The organism is Fodinibius sp. AD559, assembly GCF_052712805.1.
Genome location: NZ_JBQPVW010000003.1, coordinates 146,302 through 168,145, shown reverse-complemented (window position 1 = coordinate 168,145; position 21,844 = coordinate 146,302). Strand labels below are relative to the sequence as shown.

Below are 21,844 nucleotides of genomic sequence, written 5' to 3'. Positions count from 1 at the left end.
TAATTTCGAACAGAATCCATATAGCGATGAAAAAATCTTTGCAAATCGAAGGCATGCACTGTGCCGGTTGTGCTAACAGCGTAGAAGAAGCTCTTTCAGAGGTAGAGGGTGTTAGCAATGCCTCCGTTAACCTGGCTACGGAAAAAGCGTTTGTTGAGTTTGAAAACGGTGAGATTTCGCGTGAAGAGTTAAAAAAGGCGGTACAAAATGCCGGCTACGATATTAAGGAAGAAGCTGAGGAAAAAGAGGATCCGGATGTAACCGGTAAAAAAAAACTTGATGTAGCCTATCACAAGATGTGGTGGTCATGGGCACTGACCATCCCCATTATTTTGCTGATGATCCCCGAAATGTTTGCCGGCTACGCGCTCGGCGGGGAGTTGGTATATCAGCTACTGATGATTGGGTTTTCTACAGTTGTAATATTTTATCCCGGTTGGGAAACCCTAAAAGGAGCGTGGAGATCAGCAATTAATGGTTCCCCCAATATGGATGTGCTTATTGCCATGGGGTCTTTGGCAGCGTTGGGAACGGGATTTGTAGCCCTACTGCATGTCTTCGGAATGGCACCGCCGTTCCACAGCTTCGCCGGTATCGCGGGGATGATTATGGCCTTTCATCTTACGGGACGCTATGTGGAAACGAAAGCAAAAGGTCGTGCTTCTGAAGCGATTAAGAATTTAATGACGCTGGAGGCCAAAGAAGCAACGATCATTCGTAACGGCGAAGAGATGACTATCCCCGTTAAAGATTTGGACGTTGACGATGTGATGATTGTTCGTCCCGGTGAAAAGATACCAACCGATGGCAAGGTCATCGATGGTGAAAGCAGTGTGGATGAGTCGCTTGCTACGGGTGAATCAATGCCTGTTCGTAAGGAGAAGGGCGATGAAGTGATTGGTTCCACAATTAATAAAAATGGTACGCTTAAGGTGCAGGCGACTAAGGTTGGCAGCGAGACTTTTCTTAACCAGATTATTCGGATGGTTGAAGAGGCACAGAGTTCCAAGGTGCCTATACAGGAATTTGCCGATCGTATTACGGCTGTTTTTGTACCGGTTATTATTGGGTTGGCCGTTACTACGTGGGCCGCGTGGATGATCTTCCCGGAATTTTTTGGACAGGTTGCAGTCTGGGCATCAGGTTTTATTCCGTGGATAAATCCCGAAATGGGATCGGTAGCGCTGGCTTTTTACGCGGCTATTGCGGTGCTGGTGATTGCGTGTCCCTGTGCATTGGGATTGGCGACGCCCACGGCTCTTATGGTTGGCACCGGCCTTGGGGCCGAAAACGGTATTTTAATCCGCAAGGGTAAAGCCGTTGAATTATTGCGCGAAACCGATGTGATTGTGCTGGATAAGACCGGAACCATTACCAAGGGAGAGCCTTCGGTTACAGATATCGAGATATTATCAGATTGGGATGAAATAAAAATGCTTAAATATGCAGCTGCTGCAGAAAAAGGATCCGAGCATCCTCTGGGAGAGGCGATTGTTGGTCATGCCAAAGGGCAGGAAATTAATCTGTTGGATACTTCCGGATTTGAAGCTATTACTGGGAAAGGCATTCGATCAGAGGTTGAAGGAAAAGAAGTTATTATTGGTAACAAGTCGTTATTTGAAGAGCAGAATATTGAGATCAGTGATAATGCAAAAGCTGATATTGAGCGATATGAAGATCAGGCCAAGACCACTGTTTTGGTTGGAGTGGATGGGACTCTGATTGGATTAATAGCCATTGCCGATCCTATCAAAGAAGACAGTAAAAAGGCTATAGCTACTATTAAGCAGATGGGATTTACCACGGTTATGATTACCGGTGATAATAAACGAACGGCGCGGGCCGTGGCAGACGAAGTAGGTGTTGAGCAGGTGATTGCAGGGGTACTCCCCGATCAAAAATCTGATGAGATAAAGCGTCTTCAATCAAACGGCAATAAAGTAATTATGGTGGGTGACGGCATAAACGATGCTCCCGCACTAACGCAGGCCGATGTGGGTATCGCCATCGGTACGGGGACTGATGTGGCTATAGAATCTGGTGACATAGTGCTGGTAAAAGGTGAACTTCAATCGGTAGTGCAAGCAATAAAGCTGAGTGAAGCTACATTTAAAAAGATAAAGCAAAATCTTTTTTGGGCATTCTTCTATAATGTGGTGATGATTCCCCTCGCTATTATGGGAATGATGCACCCGGTGTTGGCTGAAGTCGCCATGGCATTTAGCTCCATAAATGTCGTGTTTAACTCCAGGCGACTGCAAAAAGCTGATCTTTCCACAATATAGTATCTGTGTGTGGATAACTATGTGGAAAACTCCCGAAATATAATTTATTTGGAAAATCTGTAACAAAATGCCGATAAATCTTTCTTGAACGTACAATCGGGAAGTAATTAATGAGTATATTTAAAGATATCAATGTTGATAACTTGATATTAAAGGAAGGATTGTTTATTACATAATTGCTTTTCCGACAAAGCGTAACAATAAGTTTGGGGAATATTTATTATGAAAAATTGGAAGGCATTGATTTTAAAAATAACATTACTGGTGCTCGTGGGCATTGTAATGTTGACAGGATAATAAGACGGCTTAATTATAAAGTTTAATTTGTATTGTAATAACAGAAATGCGTATTTGGTATATGCAATCAGCATACCAAAATGTATAATTTAAAAGCGTTTTTCTGTGGAAGATAAATCAGTAACAGACCTGTCTTATTTGCGTGAGCTTGCAATGGGTGACGATTCTATTGTTATAGAAACCACCGAAGCATTTCTTAAAGATATGCCTGCGGCTATTGAAAATATCGAGAAATATTATGAGGATGAGGAATGGGAACAGCTCTACAAAAAAGCCCATAAAATTAAGCCCAATCTAAAATACATGGGGATGGAGCGTGCTCACGAACTTATTCTTGATATTGAGGAGCAGGCCAATACGGAAAAAATATCTGATGATTTAGGAGAAAAAGTTTCGGAATTTTGTTCGTTATGTCGTCAAGCCCTGGATGAGTTATCTGATAAAATTGAAACATTGAGAGAATAATAGCTATAACCTTTGGGAGTATTATTCGTATTGGTAGGCAAATGCTCACCAAAACGGATAACTCTTATGATTTGGCCATTATTAGTAAATAGTATTGGGATTTTTGTAATAGGCTACATCCTAAAAGGCGTACAGATAAAAAGCTTCTTTACGGCGATTGGGGCAGCGATACTTTTGGCAATTATAAATACTCTGGTAAAACCGATCTTGGTTTTTCTGACGCTGCCCATAACAATACTGACATTCGGACTTTTTATCCTTGTCATAAATGCCCTAATGTTGATGCTGGTGGATGAACTCGTAGAGGGAATGAAAATAGAAAACTTCGGATGGGCGTTTTTATTTAGCTTGTTGCTGGCTGTGCTAAATTTGGGATTTTTCTAATTACGCCACGTTGGAGTTTTTGATGAGGTTCTGCTCTTTATCAGTTTGATTGATTTCGAGAGTGTAGATTTTAGCAGGGGGGATATTTAAAAAGACAAGCTTTTTGTTATGCTTGTAGGCTTTAACAATTTTTTCCTCAAAGTCGCTTTTAAAATCACCAAATTTCAGGTATTTGAAATAGCTGATATACGCTTTTTGAGAGCAGAGTTTGAGTTTCTTTTCCCAGATCTGCTTAGTGATCTCTTCGGGCATATTTTCATAGGGGAGGCTTGAAAATATAAAGTCGTACTTTTTCTGGGGATGAAAATTTAAGATATCAGCATGATGAATGCGGATATTATCTTTGAGGCGGTACTTGGAACCGATGATTTGATAAAACTTTTTATGGATCTCAACAATGTCTAAAGAGTCCTGGGGACGAAGGTGTTTCGCTATCTGTTTGGTAAGTGAACCGGTACCGGCTCCAACTTCCAGAATATTTAAGGGTTTGCAGTCGGTATCAGTAATTTTTTCTTGTAGGTGGGCCACAAGATCTTTGGCCAAAAACTTAGAACTGGGGGCTACTGCTCCGACCTGTTTTAAGTCTTTTAGAAAGTAAAGTAGGTGTTCCAATGATATTTCTTTGGTTATTGTGGCTGTTTTAAGGTAACAAAGCTTAAGCAAATTGACTAATTGGTGCGTATCGAATTACTTTACAATATATCTTGTAAATTAAGAGAAGTTTCAAAAACTGTAGCTGAAATATATTTTTACATCTAATTAACTATTTACAGTTGATTCATTTCGCTATAGCTTTCACTTTAATAGTTCTTACTAACTAACATTAAATTAATAAAAAACCATCTATGAGTTATTCTATCTTCAAGGAATTGAAGCAATTGAGTATTATCGTGTTGTGTGTCGGTTTATTAGGGGCATGCGCCAGTACTCAAAATGCTCAAGACCAATCAAAAGGCGGTGGGTCGCCATCTCCAGAATCAGATAACGGTATGAAGCCATACAGTGAAGTTATCACTGACGAGGCTGAAACTGATACAGGATTATTTGATGTCCACAAAATTGATAAGGATTATTTTTATGAAATCCCTGATTCGCTACTGAGTCGTGAAATGTTACTCGTTTCTCGCATAGCCGAAACCCAAAACGAAATTGGTTACGGTGGCGAAAAGTTAAATACGCAAGTTGTACGCTGGCAAAAGAAAGATGACAAGGTGTTGCTGCGACATGTTTCGTATGAAAATGTAGCCAGTGATTCACTACCGGTTTACGAAGCGGTTCAAAACTCAAACTTTGAGCCTATTATTGCTTCTTTCGACGTCAAATCGCTTGGAAAGGATTCGGCCGGAGTAGTTATCGATGTATCGAAATTATACGCCAGCGATATTCCGGCACTTGGTCTGCAAAGCAGTCAGCGCGAAGAATATAGTGTGAGAAGACTTGATACCGATCGTTCTTTTATTGAGCATATTAACAGTTATCCCCAAAATATTGAGGCTCGCAATTGGATGACGTATGAAGCCTCAAATCCACCATCAAATGCTTCTACGGGAACGATCTCTATGGAAATTAATCATAGTATGATACTTTTGCCCGACAAACCGATGGATACCCGTTCGTATGATCAGCGTGTGGGATATTTTAGTGTTGAGCAAACAGATTATGGAACAGAGTATCATAAGGCGAAAGAACAGCAGTATGTTACTCGCTACAAATTGGTGCCGAAAGATAAAGAGGCCTATTTGAATGGAAAGCTGGTAGAGCCGAAAAACCCCATTGTTTATTATATTGATCCCGCGACACCGAAAGAATGGCGACCCTATTTAAAAAGTGGCGTTGAGATGTGGCAGGAAGCTTTTGAGGCGGCCGGATTTAAGAACGCAATTATTGCCAAAGATCCGCCCTCCAAGGAAGAAAATCCTGAGTGGAGTCCCGAAGATGTTCGATATTCGGTGATTCGGTATTTCGCTTCTGATATCCAGAATGCATATGGACCTCATGTTCATGACCCACGTACGGGACAAATTCTGGAGAGTGATATCGGTTGGTATCACAACGTGATGAATCTGCTGCGCAACTGGTATTTTGTGCAAACGGCGGCAGCCAATCCGGAAGCAAGAGCGGTTGAGTTTAAGGATGAAGTAATGGGTAAGCTCGTTGAGTTTGTATCGGCGCACGAAGTTGGCCATACGCTGGGACTTCCGCATAATTACGGATCCAGCTATGCTTACCCCGTAGATTCGCTTCGATCTCCAACATTTACTGACAAGCATGGTACAGCTCCATCCATTATGGACTATGCACGATTCAATTACATTGCGCAGCCGGGTGATGGTGTTGAAGAGTTTGGTCCCGATATCGGTGAATATGACAAATGGTCGATTAAGTGGGGCTATACTTGGTTCCCTGACGATATGACCAAAGAGGAGAAGCAAGCCAAGCTTAATGAATGGACCCGGGAGCGAGCTGATGATCCCCGGTATTTCTATGGTCAGCAGACCGGTAATAAAATAGATCCGCGTTCACAAAACGAAGATCTTGGGAATGATGCCATGAAAGCCAGTGAGCTTGGTATTGCAAACTTGAAGCGTATTATTTCCAATTTGGTTAAATGGACTGAGCGCGACGGGGCAAATTTTGCCGAGCTCGAAGAGCTTTACAATAACGTTGTTGGCCAATGGAATCGCTACATGGGGCATGTAACCAAAAATGTGGGTGGTGTTTACGAAAATCATAAAACCTACAATCAGGAAGGTCCTGTATATACGTTTGTTCCTCAGGAAACCCAGCAGCGAGCTATGGACTTTATCGTTGACTACGGATTTATGACACCCGACTGGTTACTTGAGGAAGATATCCTTGATCGTATTAACCAATCTACTGTTGTTGATGATATGCGAAGCGCCCAGGTGAGTGTACTTAACGATCTTACCGATCCACAGCGAATAGCTCGGCTTATCGAGTTTGATGCGCGATCGTCAGAAGATACGTATGATGCCTTCGAAATGATGGATGACGTCCGTAACGGAATCTGGTCAGAGCTTAATAGCAATAGCTCAATTGATGTGCATCGCCGTAATCTGCAGCGCGCATACCTCGAGCGCATGGAGTATTTGATGACCGAAGAACTTCCGGATATCCCTGCTGCATTTAAAGATTTCATGGGATGGACGGATGTAAATGTAAGCCAGTCTGATATTCGTCCGATTGTTCGAAATCAGCTGCAGATATTGTTAGACGATGTTCAGAATACGAAAAATCGCGTGCAAGATCGTGCAACTGGTGCACACTTGGCTGATGTTGAAGTACGGATTGAGAATATCCTAAACCCGGATGACTAAAAGCGAAAACAACTGATTAATTTCAAAGCCTCGGCTTATAGCCGGGGCTTTTTTAATTGGGCTATGTTGGGAAATAACAAATGTTAGCGTCAGGACTTGTTACTAATCTGATCCCAGAACATACTTATAGTTATTCCGACAATTACAACTACAGCTGTACCTACAGGATTTAACCACAGATATTCAATAGCTTTGGTAAACCCCTCCGGGGTTTCATTCCAGGGTAGAATTAATTGCCAGCCGCCTGTTTCGGGATGTTCAAAAAGGCGATCAAAGAAAAAGACGGTAATCATTCCCGAGACAAGCCCCGTCAAAGCTCCGACACCGTTGGCACGTTTTACATAGAGTAGCAGAACAAAAACGCCCAGAATAGATCCATAAAAATAACTTCCGACTTTGTTAACCAGTTCAATAATAGATCGCGTTTCGCCCAAAGCCAAAGCTGCTCCGGTTGCCAGTAATCCCCAGAGCACGGTTGTAAATCGTGAGGATCTCAGATACCATGTCGCACTACGATCTTTGGGATCAAGTCGCTTATACCAATCCACAATGGAGATGGTGGCCAGGGCATTGAGCTCACTGTCAATACTTGAGAGAGCAGCAGCAAAAATTCCGGCCACAATAAGACCGATGAGGCCGATAGGAATCTCATTGAGAATGAAATAGGGCAGGATATAATTGGTATCATTTCGGCTGGATTCGGTAATTTTTTCCTGCCGCTCCAGTTCCGATTCGCGCACTTCGTTAAGGTGTTGATCTGCCTCACGAAAAGCCGCTGCATTTTCCTGTGTTTTTTGATCAAGTAAATTTAAAGCAGCTTCTCTGCGTTGCAAATGGGCTACCTGATACTCCTGTTGTAGCATTTCGCCGGTAAGTTCGGTTTGCTCCATTTCGGCCACCGGATCGGTACTGTGAAAAGTTATAGGCGCCGATCCAAAAATATAGAACACATAAAGCATTACGCCCAGCAAGAGGATAAAAAATTGCATTGGTACTTTAGCATAGGCAGAAAGTAGTAACGATTTTCGGGCATCATTCAGCGACTTTGCTGTAAGGTAGCGCTGCACCTGACTTTGATCGGTCCCAAAATAGGAAAGCATCAAAAAGAGGGCAGCAAAAACGCCGGTCCAGATATTATACTTCTCGCTGATGTCAAAGCTGATATCCAAAGCGTCCAGCTTGCCGAGCGTACCGGCAAGATAGAGCGAGTCACTAAAATCTACATTGGGCGGCAGCTGATAATGAATCCAATAGAAACAGAACGCAAGCCCAAACATCATCACCGCCATCTGTTTTACATCGGTGCGAATTACACCGCTTATGCCGCCGACCATGGTATAAAGCGTTGCGGTAATCCCGATAATAAGGATGGTCGTTGAAAGCGGCAGGTTGAGTAGTATGGCAAGAACATATGACGGGGCTGCAATAATAATTCCCAGCCCCAGCCCGCGCGACATCAGAAAAAGAAAGCTGGTAAAAAGCCGGGTGGAAAGTCCGAATCGTTCCTCCAGCACCTCATAAGCACTAAAGTTTTGTAGCTTATTAAAATAGGGTACCAGCGTCAGGCACAGAATTATCATTGCAAAAGGCACTGCCAGGTAGATCTGTACAAATCGCATATCCTCAACATACGCCTGACCCGTAGTACCGATAAACGTAATTGCCGAGGCTTGGGTTGCCATCACCGATAGTCCCATTGCCCACCACGGCATCGATCGGTTGGCCAGGAAAAATCCCTCAATATTTTCACTTTGCTTGCCGTGACGAGTACCGTCCCAGATGGTATACCCCAGAAATGCAATCAGAACAAGCCAGTCAATCCAGTGCATAACGCTTAAATGGGAAGGTTAAAAAAGTATGTGAACAATCCCAGCAGCAGGATATAGGCAAGGCCAATCCAGAAGACGCGCCAATAGTTTTGCTTTGGTTTTTCTGATTTTTTCTCTGTCATAATCTGCTCCGGCTTAAAAATTAATCGTTAGGTATCGCTCGTTATATTCTTAAGCACATTAAATAACATAGCAATATCTTGCTCATCATTATACACATTGGGCGAAATACGCACCGCCGAGCCCCGTACCGAGACATGGATGTTATCTTCATCCAGTTGGTGCTGTAACTTTTTTAGGGATACAGATGCTGGCAGCCGGATGCCAAACATATGCCCGGCTCTCCATTCCGGATCCTCAATTTGGTATCCGTGGTCGGGTAAACCTCTCTCCAGATCGGCTGTTAATTGCTCACAATACGTCTGAATGTTTTGAGGTTCCCAATCTAAAATCTGTTTGATAGCCTCAATCATCATCGGTACTAAAATAAAATTACTGCGTTCTCCCATGTCAAAGCGTTGGGCACCCGGTTGATAGTCATCCTCATAATCTACCAGTCCGCTGAAATCTTCACTATCTTTACGGACAATCCAGCCTTCTTCGAGAGGGATACCGTCTTGCAGTCTGGGCCCAAAATAGCCAAGCGTTATGGAATAGGGACCCATAAGCCATTTGTAACCGGCACAGATTAGGGCATCGGCCTTAATTTCTTGCACGTCGATGGGCAGCGCACCTACCGACTGCGTGCCGTCGATTACAAAGTATGCGTCGTTATCTCGAGTTTTCGCTCCAATCGTTTTTAGATCAAACCAGGTACCGTCGGTCCAATGTACATTACCGAGGGCAACCAATAGCGTATCTGAATCGATGGCATCTAATATTCGCTTGTTCCACTTTTTACCACGATTGTCGAACCCTTGCGGTGGGTCAACGAACTTTAGCTGACAGTCGTGCTCCTTACAAAACTGCTTCCAGGCATACACATTGCTGGGGAATTGTTCTCCTGCAATAACAATCGAACTGCCTTTGGAAGGATCTATATTTTTTGCTACTGTTGCCAGTCCGTACGAAACGGCAGGCATAATAGCGATATCTTTAGCCTTGGGAGCATTTACGAGTTTGGCAAAAAGTGATCGCAACGTATTGCTGTCCTCAAAAAAGTGATCAGGCGTTATATCCCAGGGTTGGCTTTTTCCTTTAATGCCCTGAATACCAGCTTTCTCCACACTTTTAAGCAGTGGTGATAAAAAGGAGCAGTTGAGGTAATGATGGTCATCAGATAACGAAAATAAATGTTTTTGGCAGTCCATCTTGAGATTGAATATTTCAAAGTTAAATATTGAGGATTTAAGGGTAAACTTTTAACGTTCAATCTCCAACTTTTTCGACGAGCTGATCGGTAATTCTAAAACTTTCCGGTCCAAATTGAAACAGTATATCCAAAATGCAACACCACGGCTCAAATCCCTCAAAATGCTGGTGATATTCAGGATGCTCAAAGTTGGGATCACTTTTATGCTCGGCCTGGCGCTGATAGTGGCGGCTGTCGTGTTCCTGGAATAATGTATTGGCACCTAAACGCTGTACGAGCAAATCAGGATTAGAATCATAAGCCGAAACTTCGCTGGCCAACTCATAGTCAATACTAATATCCATAAAGCGAAACAGCCGCCTTTGAATGTAGAGAATGAATTGCATCAGGTAGGTATAGTCGTAGGCGGATTCAAAATCTGCTTTAATTTCGGGTTCATAAAAGTCGTAGTAGATACTGTTGCGGTAGTTGTATTCCAGCGTACGAAGCAACGGCGTAACCCAGTCCTCAGAATGATCCATCCGTACATCTTTGATGGCTTTTTTTCGATCCTCGGTACGGATGGGAATGTTAATCCATTGTTTCCCTTCCGGAGTTCGAATTTGGGCACGGTGAATACGGCTCTTACGCGACCAGCGCTCCACATCCTGCAGAATAATTTGGTCGGCCTGCAGCATGGCAGCTAAATCATAGAGATTGGGTGCAAATTGCGGTGTTAAAAGAGCAAGCTTCATGTTTGAGTTACCACTAAGTCACTAAGGACACTAAGATTATTAATAATAATGTGGATAGAATTAAGAATTAAAAATTTAGAATTAAAAATTACTATTCACTCATTACTCATCACTTGTTACGATTAGCACAAGTGCCCCATAAGCCTTATTTTCGAGAGTGTTGAACAGAAATTATTTTAATTCAATTACCAAGATTTATGGAAGGTAGTGTACGTGTACGTTTTGCGCCGTCACCCACAGGATTATTGCATATCGGTGGGCTCCGGACGGCACTCTATAATTATTTGTTTGCGAAGGGCAACGACGGAACGTTTGTGCTCCGTATTGAAGATACCGATCAGGCTCGCTATGTAGAAGGAGCCGAAGAAGATATTCATCGTTCTCTGAAATGGGCCGGTATGGAAGTTGATGAAGGTCCCGAAAATCCCGGTGATGTTGGTCCCTATCGACAAAGTGAGCGCAAGGACATGTATGAGCAATATGCCGAAAAGCTTGTTGAGCAGGGTAATGCCTACTACGCTTTTGACACGCCTGAAGAACTGGATCAGATGCGGGAACGATTAAAAAAATCGGGGAATCCGTCGCCCAAGTATGATGCCATTACTCGCATGTCGATGAAGAATAGCCTGACGCTTCCCGAAGAAGAAGTCGAGCGGAAGCTGGAGGAAGGCGAAGAATATGTTATTCGTTTAAAAGTTCCGCGTCGGGAAACTATCCGTTTTGAGGATGAAGTTCGCGGTTTCGTTTCCTTCGAAAGTAAAGGATTGGACGACCAGGTTCTGCTCAAATCTGATGGCATGCCGACCTATCACTTAGCGAATGTGGTGGATGATCACCTGATGGAAATTTCGCACGTAATTCGTGGAGAGGAATGGCTCAGCAGTACGCCGAAGCATATTTTGATGTACGAATATTTTGGATGGGAGCCGCCCACGATGGCGCACTTACCGCTGATTATGTCGCCGAGTGGAGGAAAGCTTTCCAAGCGAAAAGCTGAGACTGAGGGAATTCCAATCAACACCAAAGATTATATTGAGCAGAAATTTGAGCCGGAAGCATTAGTTAACTTTTTGGCATATTTAGGGTGGAGTCCCGGGGATGATTCGGAAATTCACTCACTTGATGAGCTTTGCGATATGTTTTCGTTGGATCGCGTAAGTAAGGGCGGTGCGGTGTTTGATTACAAGAAGCTAATCTGGTATAACGAGCATTATCTGCGTGAAAAGCCGGCTGATGAGCTGTGGCCACGCGTGCAGGAGATTGCCAAGGAGCACGGACTTGATCCTGATGAAGACTATATGAAGCAGATTATTCCGCTGATGAAAGAGCGTGTCAGCAAGGTTGAGGACTTCGTAACAATGGGACGCTTCTTTTTTGAGGATCCCGAGGAATACGAAGACAAGGCTGTTAAAAAGTGGAAGGATAACAGCGCTGAGCTGCTGGAAGCATATGTTGATAAACTTGAAGACCTCGACGAGGACGAGTTCGAAGCCAAGACGTTGAAAGACAAGATCAAAGAAGTGATCGAAGAATACGATGTTGGTTTTGGTCCGGTTATGATGCCGCTTCGTGTAGCTGTATCAGGAATGGGCTACGGTCCCGATCTGACGCCAACGATTGAGCTTCTTGGCAAGGAAACGACCATCCGCCGAATTAACACGGCTATCGAAAAGCTGGGATAGTTTAAATGAAAAAAGAGTTAGGTTATAAACCCTGAGGGTCTTCAAAATCCTTAGGGTTTTATGTTTTTAAAAAAGGATTAGTAAGGCTCGAAAAAAAAATCTGGCAAATTATTGCAGAGATTGTATTTTCATTGATCAATTGTGCGTTTGGTATTGGATAAGAAAAAGCTAATAAAGAAATTGATTCAATGAAGCGGAAAGTACTGTTTGTTATAGCTGGATTATTTTCAGTATTACTGTTAATGAATTTTGGCTATGCTTCTCCTGATGCTGCACAAGCTGCCGAAGAAACTGCTAAAACAGGCATTGAATCAGGAAGTTGGTTCAGTATTTTGCCTCCACTCGTAGCTATTGGCATTGCTTTAATTTTTCGTCAGGTGCTTTTTGCCTTGTTTTTGGGAATTTGGTGTGGTGCTTTTTTGGCAGGTGATCTCTCATTCGGCGGCGTTTTTTCCAGCTTTTTTACGGCTCTCCATGGTTATATCGTTCCCGCTACTGCTGATGAAAGTCATATGAGTATCATCATCTTTACTATTCTTATTGGTGGGATGGTTGGTATTATCACCGATAACGGAGGAACACGCGGAGTCATTCAGCGCATCACAAAATATGTCCGTACCAAAGTGAGGGGACAATTGATGACGTCATTGATGGGCTTTGTAGTCTTTTTTGATGATTACGCCAACACCATGGTAGTAGGCAGTACCATGCGTCCCTTAACTGATAAACTTCGCATTTCGCGAGCTAAGCTGGCGTATTTGGTAGATGCTACCGCAGCCCCGGTGGCAACAATAGCGCTTGTAAGTACCTGGATAGGGGCTATGGTCGGATTTATCGCTGATGCATCAGATAAAATGCCTAACTTTACTGAATCAGCGTATGCCGTATTTTTGAATTCGTTGCCGTATAATTTCTATGCTTTCTTTACGCTTCTATTTGTAATTTTGATCGCGTGGTCGGGACGTGATTTCGCTACCATGCTTACCTCACGTATCAATCTTTATAAGGCGAAGCATAATCCGGAACTTGATACGTATAACCTCTGGAAGGATAAGATTGAAGACGATAAGAAGACTAAAAAGGTATCACACTGGTCGAATGCAGTTATTCCAATTATAACGCTTGTCGTAGGAACCGTGGGTGGCTTGTTTATTACAGGAGAGGGGAGTTCTGTTCAGGCTATTATTGAGTCTGCGGATTCGTACAAAGCATTGCTCTGGGGATCGCTTATCTCTATTACTGTAGCTATTATAATGACGCTTTCTCGAAAATTGCTCGAAGTTGATGAGATGCTCGAAGGTATGATGGAGGGAATGCATACCATGTTCGACGGGCTTCTTATTTTGGTGTTAGCCTGGGCACTCAGTGCGCTCACTGTTGAGCTTGGCACAGCCGATTACCTGATGAGTGTGTTCGGCGAAACACTGAATCCTTATTGGCTCCCGGCTATCGTGTTTATACTTTCAGCTCTTACAGCATTTGCTACCGGTTCCAGTTGGGGAACAATGGGTATTTTAATGCCGCTGGTTGTGCCACTGGCTTGGGAGATTGGCAATAACACTGGGTTGGACTATGCAATTACGGCCGAAATTATTTATGCCAGCGTAAGTTCGGTATTGGCCGGATCTGTTTGGGGCGACCACTGTTCACCGATTTCGGATACAACTATTCTCAGCTCGATTGCTACCCAGTGCGATCACGTCGAGCACGTTAATACGCAGCTTCCCTATGCTATGATTGTCGGAGGCATAAGTATTGTGAGTTTAATTGCAATCATGGTACTTGGCGTTCCGGCGTGGGTTATCTACCCGGCCGGTATTGCCATTATCGTGGCTATTATTTTTCAGTTTGGAAAAACTCCCGATCCCGCAGAATATACGCCTGAAGGTAAAGAGGCGGTCAACACAACATTGGATTAAAGCATCTATATTGATTGGAGCTTAGGTTCCGCACCAGTAGTATGGAACCAGATGATGTATGAGATTTTATTTTGTGTAAGGTTTGTGTCTCGATCCGAACCTCTGGTTCGGATTGGTTTTTTTAACTATTTTTCAATAGTAAACTCGTAGCGGTTTTCCTCCTCAACATCCATTGTTCCAGGCTTAAATCGACGTTCTGCGAAGGTAACTTCTCTATTATGATCGACTAATAAAACTGTAGAACAGCGTGTGCCATACCCGTCGCTTTTAATGAAGATTGGTGAAACTTTCTTTTCCACTTCCTTTGGGATACCAGTATCTGGTAGTTCTTTATCCGGTGCTTCGCGATCATCAGCTAATAGATCAAAGAGTAGTTCGGGGGTGATTGAATCATCCTGGATTATACGGTGTAATTTATTTTTCGCTCGATGCACTTTTGGCCAGGAGGTCTCCAATAGATGATTACTGAGTCCGTATAACCCCGAATCTAAAAATAGAATATTGCCTTGTTGATTGGAGTAGTAGCCCAGTTGATCTAATGATCCTGCTAATAGGTTAAAGCCCATGTATTGATCAGCATAGGATTGCAATTTTGAAAGATAAGTCCGCACATTCTGATCGGTTTGTAAAAAATTGAGCACCAACTGTCCGCGGCTGGGTGGATTATCTTTCTCAATGTCGGGATCTCGGTAATTGGTTATCGCTGAAAATTCTCCTTGTTTGTTGATTCCCATCCAGGTACCGCCGGCTTTTAAATCTCTGCCAGCTAAGATGTTTGGGCTTTGATCCCAAAATTGAGCTGCCCGTGAGGGGCGTTCATAATGCTCATCTCGATTAGCGGCAAAAATTAGTGGGTAGTGGGAGTCTTGTTTATATGAAAATACAATCAAACACATTTTTTAATCGGATAAAGTTGAAAGCAGAAATTTACGAAACAATTTGGCATATTCGTGCGTGAACACAAAAGAAATATCTTACAGCAAAAAACTGCATGTCGATTATTCATAAAAATACTGCATTTGGAGTAGGGGACTTTGTATTTATTGCAGTGGGATTATTATGTGTTTTCGGATTTTTCTTGAGCTATCCATCACAGGAGCCGCGCAGTGTTATTCAAACAACAATGGTTGAGGATTCGGTCGCTGCAACGGCGAATCAGGTTATTCGTGATTTAGGATATTCTCTTGATAGCCGACAGGCATCAGCTATTAGTTTGCAGAGTAATACTGACTTACTTGACAGTTTGCAGCTTGATAACGGTCGTCAGGCATTTATCCGTACTGTATCAGACTCTATGTCACCGGGATTACATCCATATTATTGGGATGTAAATTTTTCCAATACCAACAAGAATGCTGATGCTGCACAAGATGGAAATGGAAATATTGTTTTGCGGCTTGATGAGCAGGGACGCTTGATCGAATTTTTAAATTCTGAGAATAGTTTGCCGGATCGTTCTGTACATCGCAGTGCTCTAATCCATGCGTTTGATGCTGATTCCGATTTAGATTTGTGGAAGACCTTGCCTGATTCAGCTTGGGATAAAGTACTACGATTTGATATCGATGAGGATTACAACAGTTCTTCGACTTCCGATTCAGTAGATATGGCCAATACCGAGCGTTCACATACTTTTAGGCGTGCTAATATCGAACGGCTGACAAATTATTATTTGCAAATAGGGGGATGGAATCCCGAACAGTTTGAATTTTCGGATATTCAAATTGAGACCGTTCATTCACAGCCGGTAGCGGATGTAATGGTAACTGCCTCCGCTCCGATAATGGGGCAAGATCTCCGGATTAATGCCCGTCTTCTTTCCAGCGGTGCGTTGATAAACCTCGATGCTACCTACAATCCGAATGGTACTGAACAAAATATGCCCGGACTGTTAGAAATTAGCAGGTTATCAATAGTGCTCATTTTCTCCCTTGCCCTGATAATCCTGTTTTACTTCCGGATTCGTTCCCGGGCAATCGACACCCGATCGGCATTGATTGCTGGTATTTTGACAGGACTGATTGTGCCGGCAACAATCTTTTTGCAAGAATGGGGAACAAGTTCGTTGGTGGGTGTAAATGTGCAATCGATGGACTTGCTCGGCTTGGCACTACAAATGGGATTTTCGGGTGCTTTTACTTCGGTAGGCGTGTTTGCCCTATTTGCTGTCGGAGATTCAGTTATGCGTCAATACTGGCCCCAGAAATTGTACAGCTATGATTATCTCCGCGAGGGAAAGTTTTTTAATAAGCCTATCGGAGAAATGATTCTGCGATCAATGGTACTGGCATTTATTTTATGTGGGATTTGGACTGCCGCTCTTTCTTTTGCTCCTAACCTGTTTCTTGAAATCGAACGCACTTTTCTCGCTCACGAAGCAGCCTGGACACCTATTTATCTCTTTCTAAATAGCTTTTGGTTTAGCTTATTATTTGCATTGTGCATCTTTGCTGTTGCGGCCACGCAGTTCTATGGTTCTCATAAGAGAAAGTGGTTTGCTTCATTAACTATCGTTCTCGGTGTTATTTTAATTATACCTACTTTCCAAAATGTTGGTCCGGCTATTCCGGAGATGGTACTATTTGGGATTTTAGGTATCGTTTTCACCGTCATTTTTCTAAAATGGGATATTCTGACAGTCTTTTTCACTCATTTTCTTTTTGTACTGATGCTCGAATCCTCAAGCGGTTGGATTGTAAGTGGTTCCCCGGATCTGCCTGCATTTATTGTGTTGTTAGTCTTCCTTTTTGGTAATACTGTCGCAGCAGTACTATTTATTGTCAAGGGAGAGGAGGAGCAGTCTATTTCAGGTTATGTGCCGGATTATGTCGAAGAGCTGGCACAAGAACAGCGCATTAAACAAGAGCTTAGAATTGCGCGTGATGTACAACAATCATTCTTACCTTTAGAAACCCCGCGTTTTAAAAGTCTGGATTTAGCCGCAATCTGTAAGCCGGCATACGAGACGGGCGGTGATTATTATGATTTTATCCAACTTGATGACCATCGTATTGCAGTAACCATTGGAGATGTGAGTGGCAAAGGGATTCAGGCCGCATTTTATATGACCTTTATTAAGGGGATTTTACACAGTCTTTGTAGAGAAATTGATTCACCGGCTGAAGTTTTGAAGAAAGTGAATCGCTTATTTTATGATAATGCACAGCGAGGAACGTTTATCTCCTTGGTTTATGGGGTTATCAATTTAAAAAAGAAAACATTTCGTTTTGCGCGTGCCGGACACAATCCGATTTTGAGAGTGGGTGGCAACAATACGAATTTAGAAGAGTTAAAACCCGAAGGCATTGGCATTGGCTTATCGAAAGATCGTTTTGATGAGCATTTAGAAGAGATTGAGTTATCCATAGAAGACAACAATGTGATTGTTCTTTACACTGACGGAATCGTTGAGGCAATGAGTGAATCCCAAAGTTTTTATGGTACTAATCGATTAAATACGATGATTAAACGGAATGCCCGGAAACCAGCGAAAGAAATTTTAGATCTGTTAGCTCAAGATGTGAGGTCATTTATTGGCAAGGCAAAACAGCATGATGATATGACAATAATGGTTATGAAGTTAAATGGTCAGAAAGAAAAATAGGTGCTATTAATGAAATTATCGTGGAGTGTGAAAGGCTTTCTCATCGGGTTGTTTGTATTGTTTATTGGGATATTTCCTGTAACAGCTCAATCAGATGTTAATTGGAAATCACTTTCTGAAGCACAAGAGTTAGCCAAAGAGAATGGTAAAAAAGTGATACTATTTGCCGAAGCCAAGTGGTGCGGATATTGCAAAAAAATGTATGAGGAGGTGTTTCCAAGGCAAACTGTGCAGGACAGTCTGGAAAAATATTTTTATCCGGTTAAAGTTGATATCGAGTCGGATCAAAAAATTGTGTTTAACGGCCGTTCCCTTACCGAACAGCAGTTGGCACGTGAGTTTAGAGTTAGTTCTACGCCCACATTTATTTTCTTGGATCAGGATGGGAACACCATAGGAAGGCAACCGGGATTTTTGCCCGCCGATATCTTTGATAAACTTGTGGCATTCGTGGGGGCAGATTTAACAGGTAAAAAATCGTTTAAAGAATACTTGAAGAAATATGGAGTGGATATTAATGGATAGGGGGAATGTTATAGCATATGAAATATTCCATATATTATGGCAGTAGAAATGGAGCATAAAATGTATTCAAGATGGTATTGAGTCAGGCTGTTGAAGATTATTTAAAAGCAATATATACGCTGGAAACAAAAGATAAAGGAGCATCAACTACTAAGATTGCAAATGCACTTGATGTGTCATCAGCGTCGGCTACAAATATGGTCAAACGGCTGGGTAAGATGGGATTAGTTGATTATCAGTCGTATAAAGGAGCACGGCTGACGGATTCAGGTAAGAAGATTGCGCTCGAAATTATTCGTCATCATCGCTTGCTGGAGCTGTATCTGTTGGAGGTTATGGGCTATTCTTGGGATGAAGTGCACGATGAGGCCGAAAAGTTGGAACACCATATCTCGGAACGATTTGAGGATAAAATTGCCCAGCTGCTTGATGATCCCACCCATGATCCGCACGGAGATCCGATCCCTACCAAAGATGGATTGATGCCCGAGATGGATGCAGAACCTCTTGTTGAGGGAGAAGCAGAGCAAGAGTATATAGTGAGCAGGGTAAAAGATCAGGACCCGGAATTGCTGCGCTATCTTGAAAAGATCGGTTTGCTGCCCGGCATAAAAGTTAAAATAAAAGAAAAAGCTCCTTTTGATGGACCGGTCACCGTACTTGTTGAGAATGATGAACAGGTGATTGGAAACGATGTTGCAAAGAATATTTTCGTGGCGGAGATATAGTTAAGAATAAATTAACCTCTCGAAGCTAATTTATTGGAATAGCCAGTTCTGAGTTTGTTATTTACTCTTTGTGTGATAGCTGAGCTATTTGTTTTCGTCGTTTTCTGCGTTGCTGCCAGATAACAAATCCGGTAATAGAAAGAATGGGAGGGGCTAATCCGGCCATACAGTACAGGAACTTGATGAATATACCACCCCAGTTCCCAAAATGAAGGGGATAAGAAATACTTAAAATGTTGTAGCTCCAGTGTTTTTCTCGGATTAAGAATCGCTCTGTTTCGGCCCCGGTTTTTGGATCGTATTCGATGTGATTTGAAAATTTATAATGGATAGACCAGTCGGTATCCATGCGGCCAAAAATGGTAATAGATTTTCTCGGCGCGGTCGGCATTTCAATGTAGGTTGGAGTGAAGCCCGCCACATTAGTTCGGGATTCCTCAAGTAGGTTATTGATTGATACATTGATAGATGGAGGATTGGGGGTTTGTTTTTCTTCTCCCTGGATAAAGTTATAAGTATTGGTTCCTACCACAATTAGCGATAGAAACATACCGGTTAAAGCCATGATTAAGTTTAGCAATAGGGCCCACACTCCTATCGTACGATGTAGCTCAGAGGAGCTCCTTTGAAGGTTTCGAAATCGAGGGCGAATTTTGAAGGTAAGAACCCGCCAAATAGATTTACGATAAAACCAGAATCCGGTTAAGAGTGACCCTACAAAACAGAGTCCTGCTAAAAAGAGTACCAGTTCACCTGCAAATCCTGCATGAAGTTTGTAGTGTAAATTGAGCAACCAATAGGAGTACGTTTGGTTACCGTCGATATCTCGCAGTATTGTTCCGTTTGTGGGATTCACGTACAGAATACGTCGTACCTCATCAGATCGGCGGACTTGGGCTTCAATAGCACGGCTTGGTGATTCTGGGATATGAGTAATTCGTACGCCCCAGTCGGGATATTTTTGTTGTATTGACTGATAGGCCGCATCCATGTTGATACTCCCTTTGTTTTCATTCAAATGAATGACATCACGTTGAATGTAATGTTCAATCTCATCATCAAAAACGAGCAGAGAACCCGATACGGCCATGACCAATACGAAAAGCCCGGCGATGAGGCCGAGCCATTTATGGATGCCAAGGATATTTTTCTTTGAGATATACATTACTGATTATAGTACTCTACAGCTTTAGGTATATAAAATATCGTTGACTTCCAGCATTACGGATGCCTCTTCAAGAGCATAACAGATTGTTTTAAATTCCGATTTTTTAAAACACATTTGTACTTCCTGTTGCTGAGTGTTGATAATCATTCTCTTTGTCCCATCCCCAAAAGAAATTGCGCGATCATTGAAATCCAGGTCGAGGAGAGTAGAGGTAAACTTTTGAAAGCTTTTGGGAGTAAATCTTAGCAACAAGTTTTTATGATGTAGAATAATATTATCACAGCAGTTGTACTGCTCGATACTGATATTTTCTCTCTGACTTAAGATAGTAGTCGTGTTGTCCATTTTAATTATACAGGTATTCGTTCTTTGGGAGCGTCTGATTTTTTCCTTCTTTTTTGGAGCCGTTCTTCACGAGCCCACTGTCGTTTTTTGCGATCCCACCAGATGATAAAGCCGGTAACAGGCAGGCTGGCACAGATCAGGCTGGCAAAAAAAGCGATAATTTTACCCGGCAATCCGCCAATGGCTCCCACGTGAATATCGTAATTCATAGCCACTAACTTTTCTCCGGTGTTATAATTTTCGTACCGATCGGCACTTAATAGTTCGCCGGTGTATTGATCAAATTGGAGTGTGCTGTTGCTATAATACGTTTGTCCATCAGGACGAATAGTTGCGCGTATTGTCGATTGGGAATCAGTTGGTGCAACCAATGCAATACTATACGCCTTGGGATATTCTGCCCATGCTTGTCGATAAGCTTGCTCCATTGGTATGGAATTCGCTGTCGTATCAGGCATGGTGGAGACCACTTTTTCTGCGGGACCATCAGGTAACTGGTATTCGCCGGTTCCTAAAAAATGCAAACTTTTCTGCGCAAAAGGGAAATACCAGTAGAGACCCGTAAAGGCAATAATTAGTGAAAGAACCAGAAAGTAAAAGCCCAATACATTATGAAGATCATAATTGATCCGCCGCCAGGTTGAGTCCCATTTTACTTTAAAGCTTTTTTGCTTCCCGGCTTTGTTCCATTTTTTTGGCCACCAGAGAATCATTCCTGAAATTAACAAGATGATAAAAATTACGGTGCTCCAAACAACGATAGGTTGACCGATAGGTGTGGCCAGCAACAGACTCCAGTGGATGCCTTTTACAATCTGGAAGAAGTCCTTTTTCTCGTTGACAACCCCCTCAATTTCTCCATTATAGGGATTGATATAGGCTGTTTTATGGGCTTCCATCCCTCCGAAATAAGTCCATGAATCTACACCTCCTTTGTAAAGTATGGCCGACCAGTTGCGATCGGGATTTTTGTACGTGGTCAATCCATAAGGAAGGTGTTCAATTCCTAACGTATCGGCGGCTTTTTTCTGCAGTTTTTCAATGGGCAAATGCTGTTGGTTTTCCGGCACCTCATCTGCATAGTAAGTATCGTGACGCACGATCTCTGAAATTTCCTGTTGAAAAACATAGAGGCAGCCTGTGATACTTAAAATAAGCACCACCAGCCCGGTAATAAGTCCGAGCCAGCGATGCAGAAATAAGACGGTTTCTTTAAACGATGGCATGCC

At 42.7% G+C, this 21,844-nt stretch carries 17 protein-coding genes; 9 read left to right on the top strand and 8 right to left on the bottom strand.

The window, feature by feature from the left end; translation table 11 throughout:
• Positions 1–26: 26 nt before the first annotated feature.
• The 3 genes from ACQ4LT_RS06445 to ACQ4LT_RS06435 all read left to right on the top strand — a co-directional run bounded on the left by ACQ4LT_RS06445 (position 27) and on the right by ACQ4LT_RS06435 (position 3,431).
• Positions 27–2,285, top strand: a complete 2,259-nt coding sequence (locus ACQ4LT_RS06445) for a heavy metal translocating P-type ATPase (protein WP_445665212.1) — start codon at positions 27–29, stop codon at positions 2,283–2,285.
• 402 nt (positions 2,286–2,687) lie between these two features.
• Positions 2,688–3,047 carry an Hpt domain-containing protein gene (locus tag ACQ4LT_RS06440; protein WP_445665211.1) on the top strand — a complete coding sequence of 120 codons (360 nt, stop codon included), beginning with the start codon at positions 2,688–2,690 and terminating at the stop codon, positions 3,045–3,047.
• A 66-nt stretch (positions 3,048–3,113) separates the two neighbouring features.
• Entirely contained in the window at positions 3,114–3,431 is a 318-nt protein-coding gene (locus ACQ4LT_RS06435; RefSeq protein ID WP_445665210.1) for a phage holin family protein, read from the top strand.
• Here the strand turns inward: ACQ4LT_RS06435 and ACQ4LT_RS06430 are convergent, their stop codons facing one another.
• Complete coding sequence (locus tag ACQ4LT_RS06430) at positions 3,432–4,043, bottom strand: class I SAM-dependent methyltransferase (RefSeq protein WP_445665209.1); 612 nt, start codon at positions 4,041–4,043, stop codon at positions 3,432–3,434.
• Between the two features lie 233 nt (positions 4,044–4,276).
• On the opposite strand from ACQ4LT_RS06430, the gene ACQ4LT_RS06425 reads away from it, so the two are divergent.
• Positions 4,277–6,769 (top strand): zinc-dependent metalloprotease, encoded by a 2,493-nt coding sequence (locus ACQ4LT_RS06425; RefSeq protein ID WP_445665208.1) that lies wholly within the window; start codon positions 4,277–4,279, stop codon positions 6,767–6,769.
• An 89-nt stretch (positions 6,770–6,858) separates the two neighbouring features.
• Here ACQ4LT_RS06425 and ACQ4LT_RS06420 read toward each other — a convergent pair whose 3' ends face one another.
• From ACQ4LT_RS06420 to ACQ4LT_RS06410, 3 genes are all read right to left on the bottom strand, one after another.
• The gene (locus tag ACQ4LT_RS06420; RefSeq protein WP_445665207.1) at positions 6,859–8,598 is read right to left on the bottom strand and encodes a sodium:solute symporter; all 1,740 of its coding nucleotides are present in this window, start codon (positions 8,596–8,598) and stop codon (positions 6,859–6,861) included.
• Positions 8,599–8,747: 149 nt separating this feature from the next.
• Positions 8,748–9,908, bottom strand: a complete 1,161-nt coding sequence (locus ACQ4LT_RS06415) for an aminotransferase class V-fold PLP-dependent enzyme (RefSeq protein WP_445665206.1) — start codon at positions 9,906–9,908, stop codon at positions 8,748–8,750.
• 58 nt (positions 9,909–9,966) lie between these two features.
• The gene (locus ACQ4LT_RS06410; RefSeq protein WP_445665205.1) at positions 9,967–10,644 is read right to left on the bottom strand and encodes a WbqC family protein; all 678 of its coding nucleotides are present in this window, start codon (positions 10,642–10,644) and stop codon (positions 9,967–9,969) included.
• A 197-nt stretch (positions 10,645–10,841) separates the two neighbouring features.
• On the opposite strand from ACQ4LT_RS06410, the gene gltX reads away from it, so the two are divergent.
• Both gltX and ACQ4LT_RS06400 read left to right on the top strand, forming a co-directional pair.
• Positions 10,842–12,326, top strand: coding sequence for a glutamate--tRNA ligase (gene gltX / locus ACQ4LT_RS06405; protein ID WP_445665204.1), 1,485 nt, complete (start codon positions 10,842–10,844; stop codon positions 12,324–12,326).
• 188 nt (positions 12,327–12,514) lie between these two features.
• Complete coding sequence (locus ACQ4LT_RS06400; RefSeq protein WP_445665203.1) at positions 12,515–14,245, top strand: Na+/H+ antiporter NhaC family protein; 1,731 nt, start codon at positions 12,515–12,517, stop codon at positions 14,243–14,245.
• A gap of 125 nt (positions 14,246–14,370) precedes the next feature.
• Here the strand turns inward: ACQ4LT_RS06400 and ACQ4LT_RS06395 are convergent, their stop codons facing one another.
• The gene (locus tag ACQ4LT_RS06395; protein WP_445665202.1) at positions 14,371–15,141 is read right to left on the bottom strand and encodes an NRDE family protein; all 771 of its coding nucleotides are present in this window, start codon (positions 15,139–15,141) and stop codon (positions 14,371–14,373) included.
• 95 nt (positions 15,142–15,236) lie between these two features.
• On the opposite strand from ACQ4LT_RS06395, the gene ACQ4LT_RS06390 reads away from it, so the two are divergent.
• The 3 genes from ACQ4LT_RS06390 (at position 15,237) to ACQ4LT_RS06380 (ending at position 19,102) form a co-directional block, all read left to right on the top strand.
• Positions 15,237–17,849, top strand: a complete 2,613-nt coding sequence (locus ACQ4LT_RS06390) for a PP2C family protein-serine/threonine phosphatase (protein ID WP_445665201.1) — start codon at positions 15,237–15,239, stop codon at positions 17,847–17,849.
• A gap of 9 nt (positions 17,850–17,858) precedes the next feature.
• On the top strand, positions 17,859–18,374 hold the full coding sequence (locus tag ACQ4LT_RS06385; protein ID WP_445665200.1) for a thioredoxin family protein: 516 nt from the start codon (positions 17,859–17,861) through the stop codon (positions 18,372–18,374).
• A gap of 71 nt (positions 18,375–18,445) precedes the next feature.
• Positions 18,446–19,102, top strand: coding sequence for a metal-dependent transcriptional regulator (locus ACQ4LT_RS06380; RefSeq protein ID WP_445665199.1), 657 nt, complete (start codon positions 18,446–18,448; stop codon positions 19,100–19,102).
• 61 nt (positions 19,103–19,163) lie between these two features.
• On the opposite strand, the gene ACQ4LT_RS06375 is transcribed toward ACQ4LT_RS06380, so the two are convergent.
• The 3 genes from ACQ4LT_RS06375 to ACQ4LT_RS06365 are packed head-to-tail and all read right to left on the bottom strand — an operon-like array spanning position 19,164 to position 21,841.
• Complete coding sequence (locus tag ACQ4LT_RS06375; RefSeq protein WP_445665198.1) at positions 19,164–20,267, bottom strand: PepSY-associated TM helix domain-containing protein; 1,104 nt, start codon at positions 20,265–20,267, stop codon at positions 19,164–19,166.
• Positions 20,268–20,291: 24 nt separating this feature from the next.
• Complete coding sequence (locus ACQ4LT_RS06370; protein ID WP_445665197.1) at positions 20,292–20,615, bottom strand: DUF6686 family protein; 324 nt, start codon at positions 20,613–20,615, stop codon at positions 20,292–20,294.
• A 5-nt stretch (positions 20,616–20,620) separates the two neighbouring features.
• Positions 20,621–21,841 (bottom strand): PepSY-associated TM helix domain-containing protein, encoded by a 1,221-nt coding sequence (locus ACQ4LT_RS06365; protein WP_445665196.1) that lies wholly within the window; start codon positions 21,839–21,841, stop codon positions 20,621–20,623.
• Between the last annotated feature and the right edge of the window lie 3 nt (positions 21,842–21,844).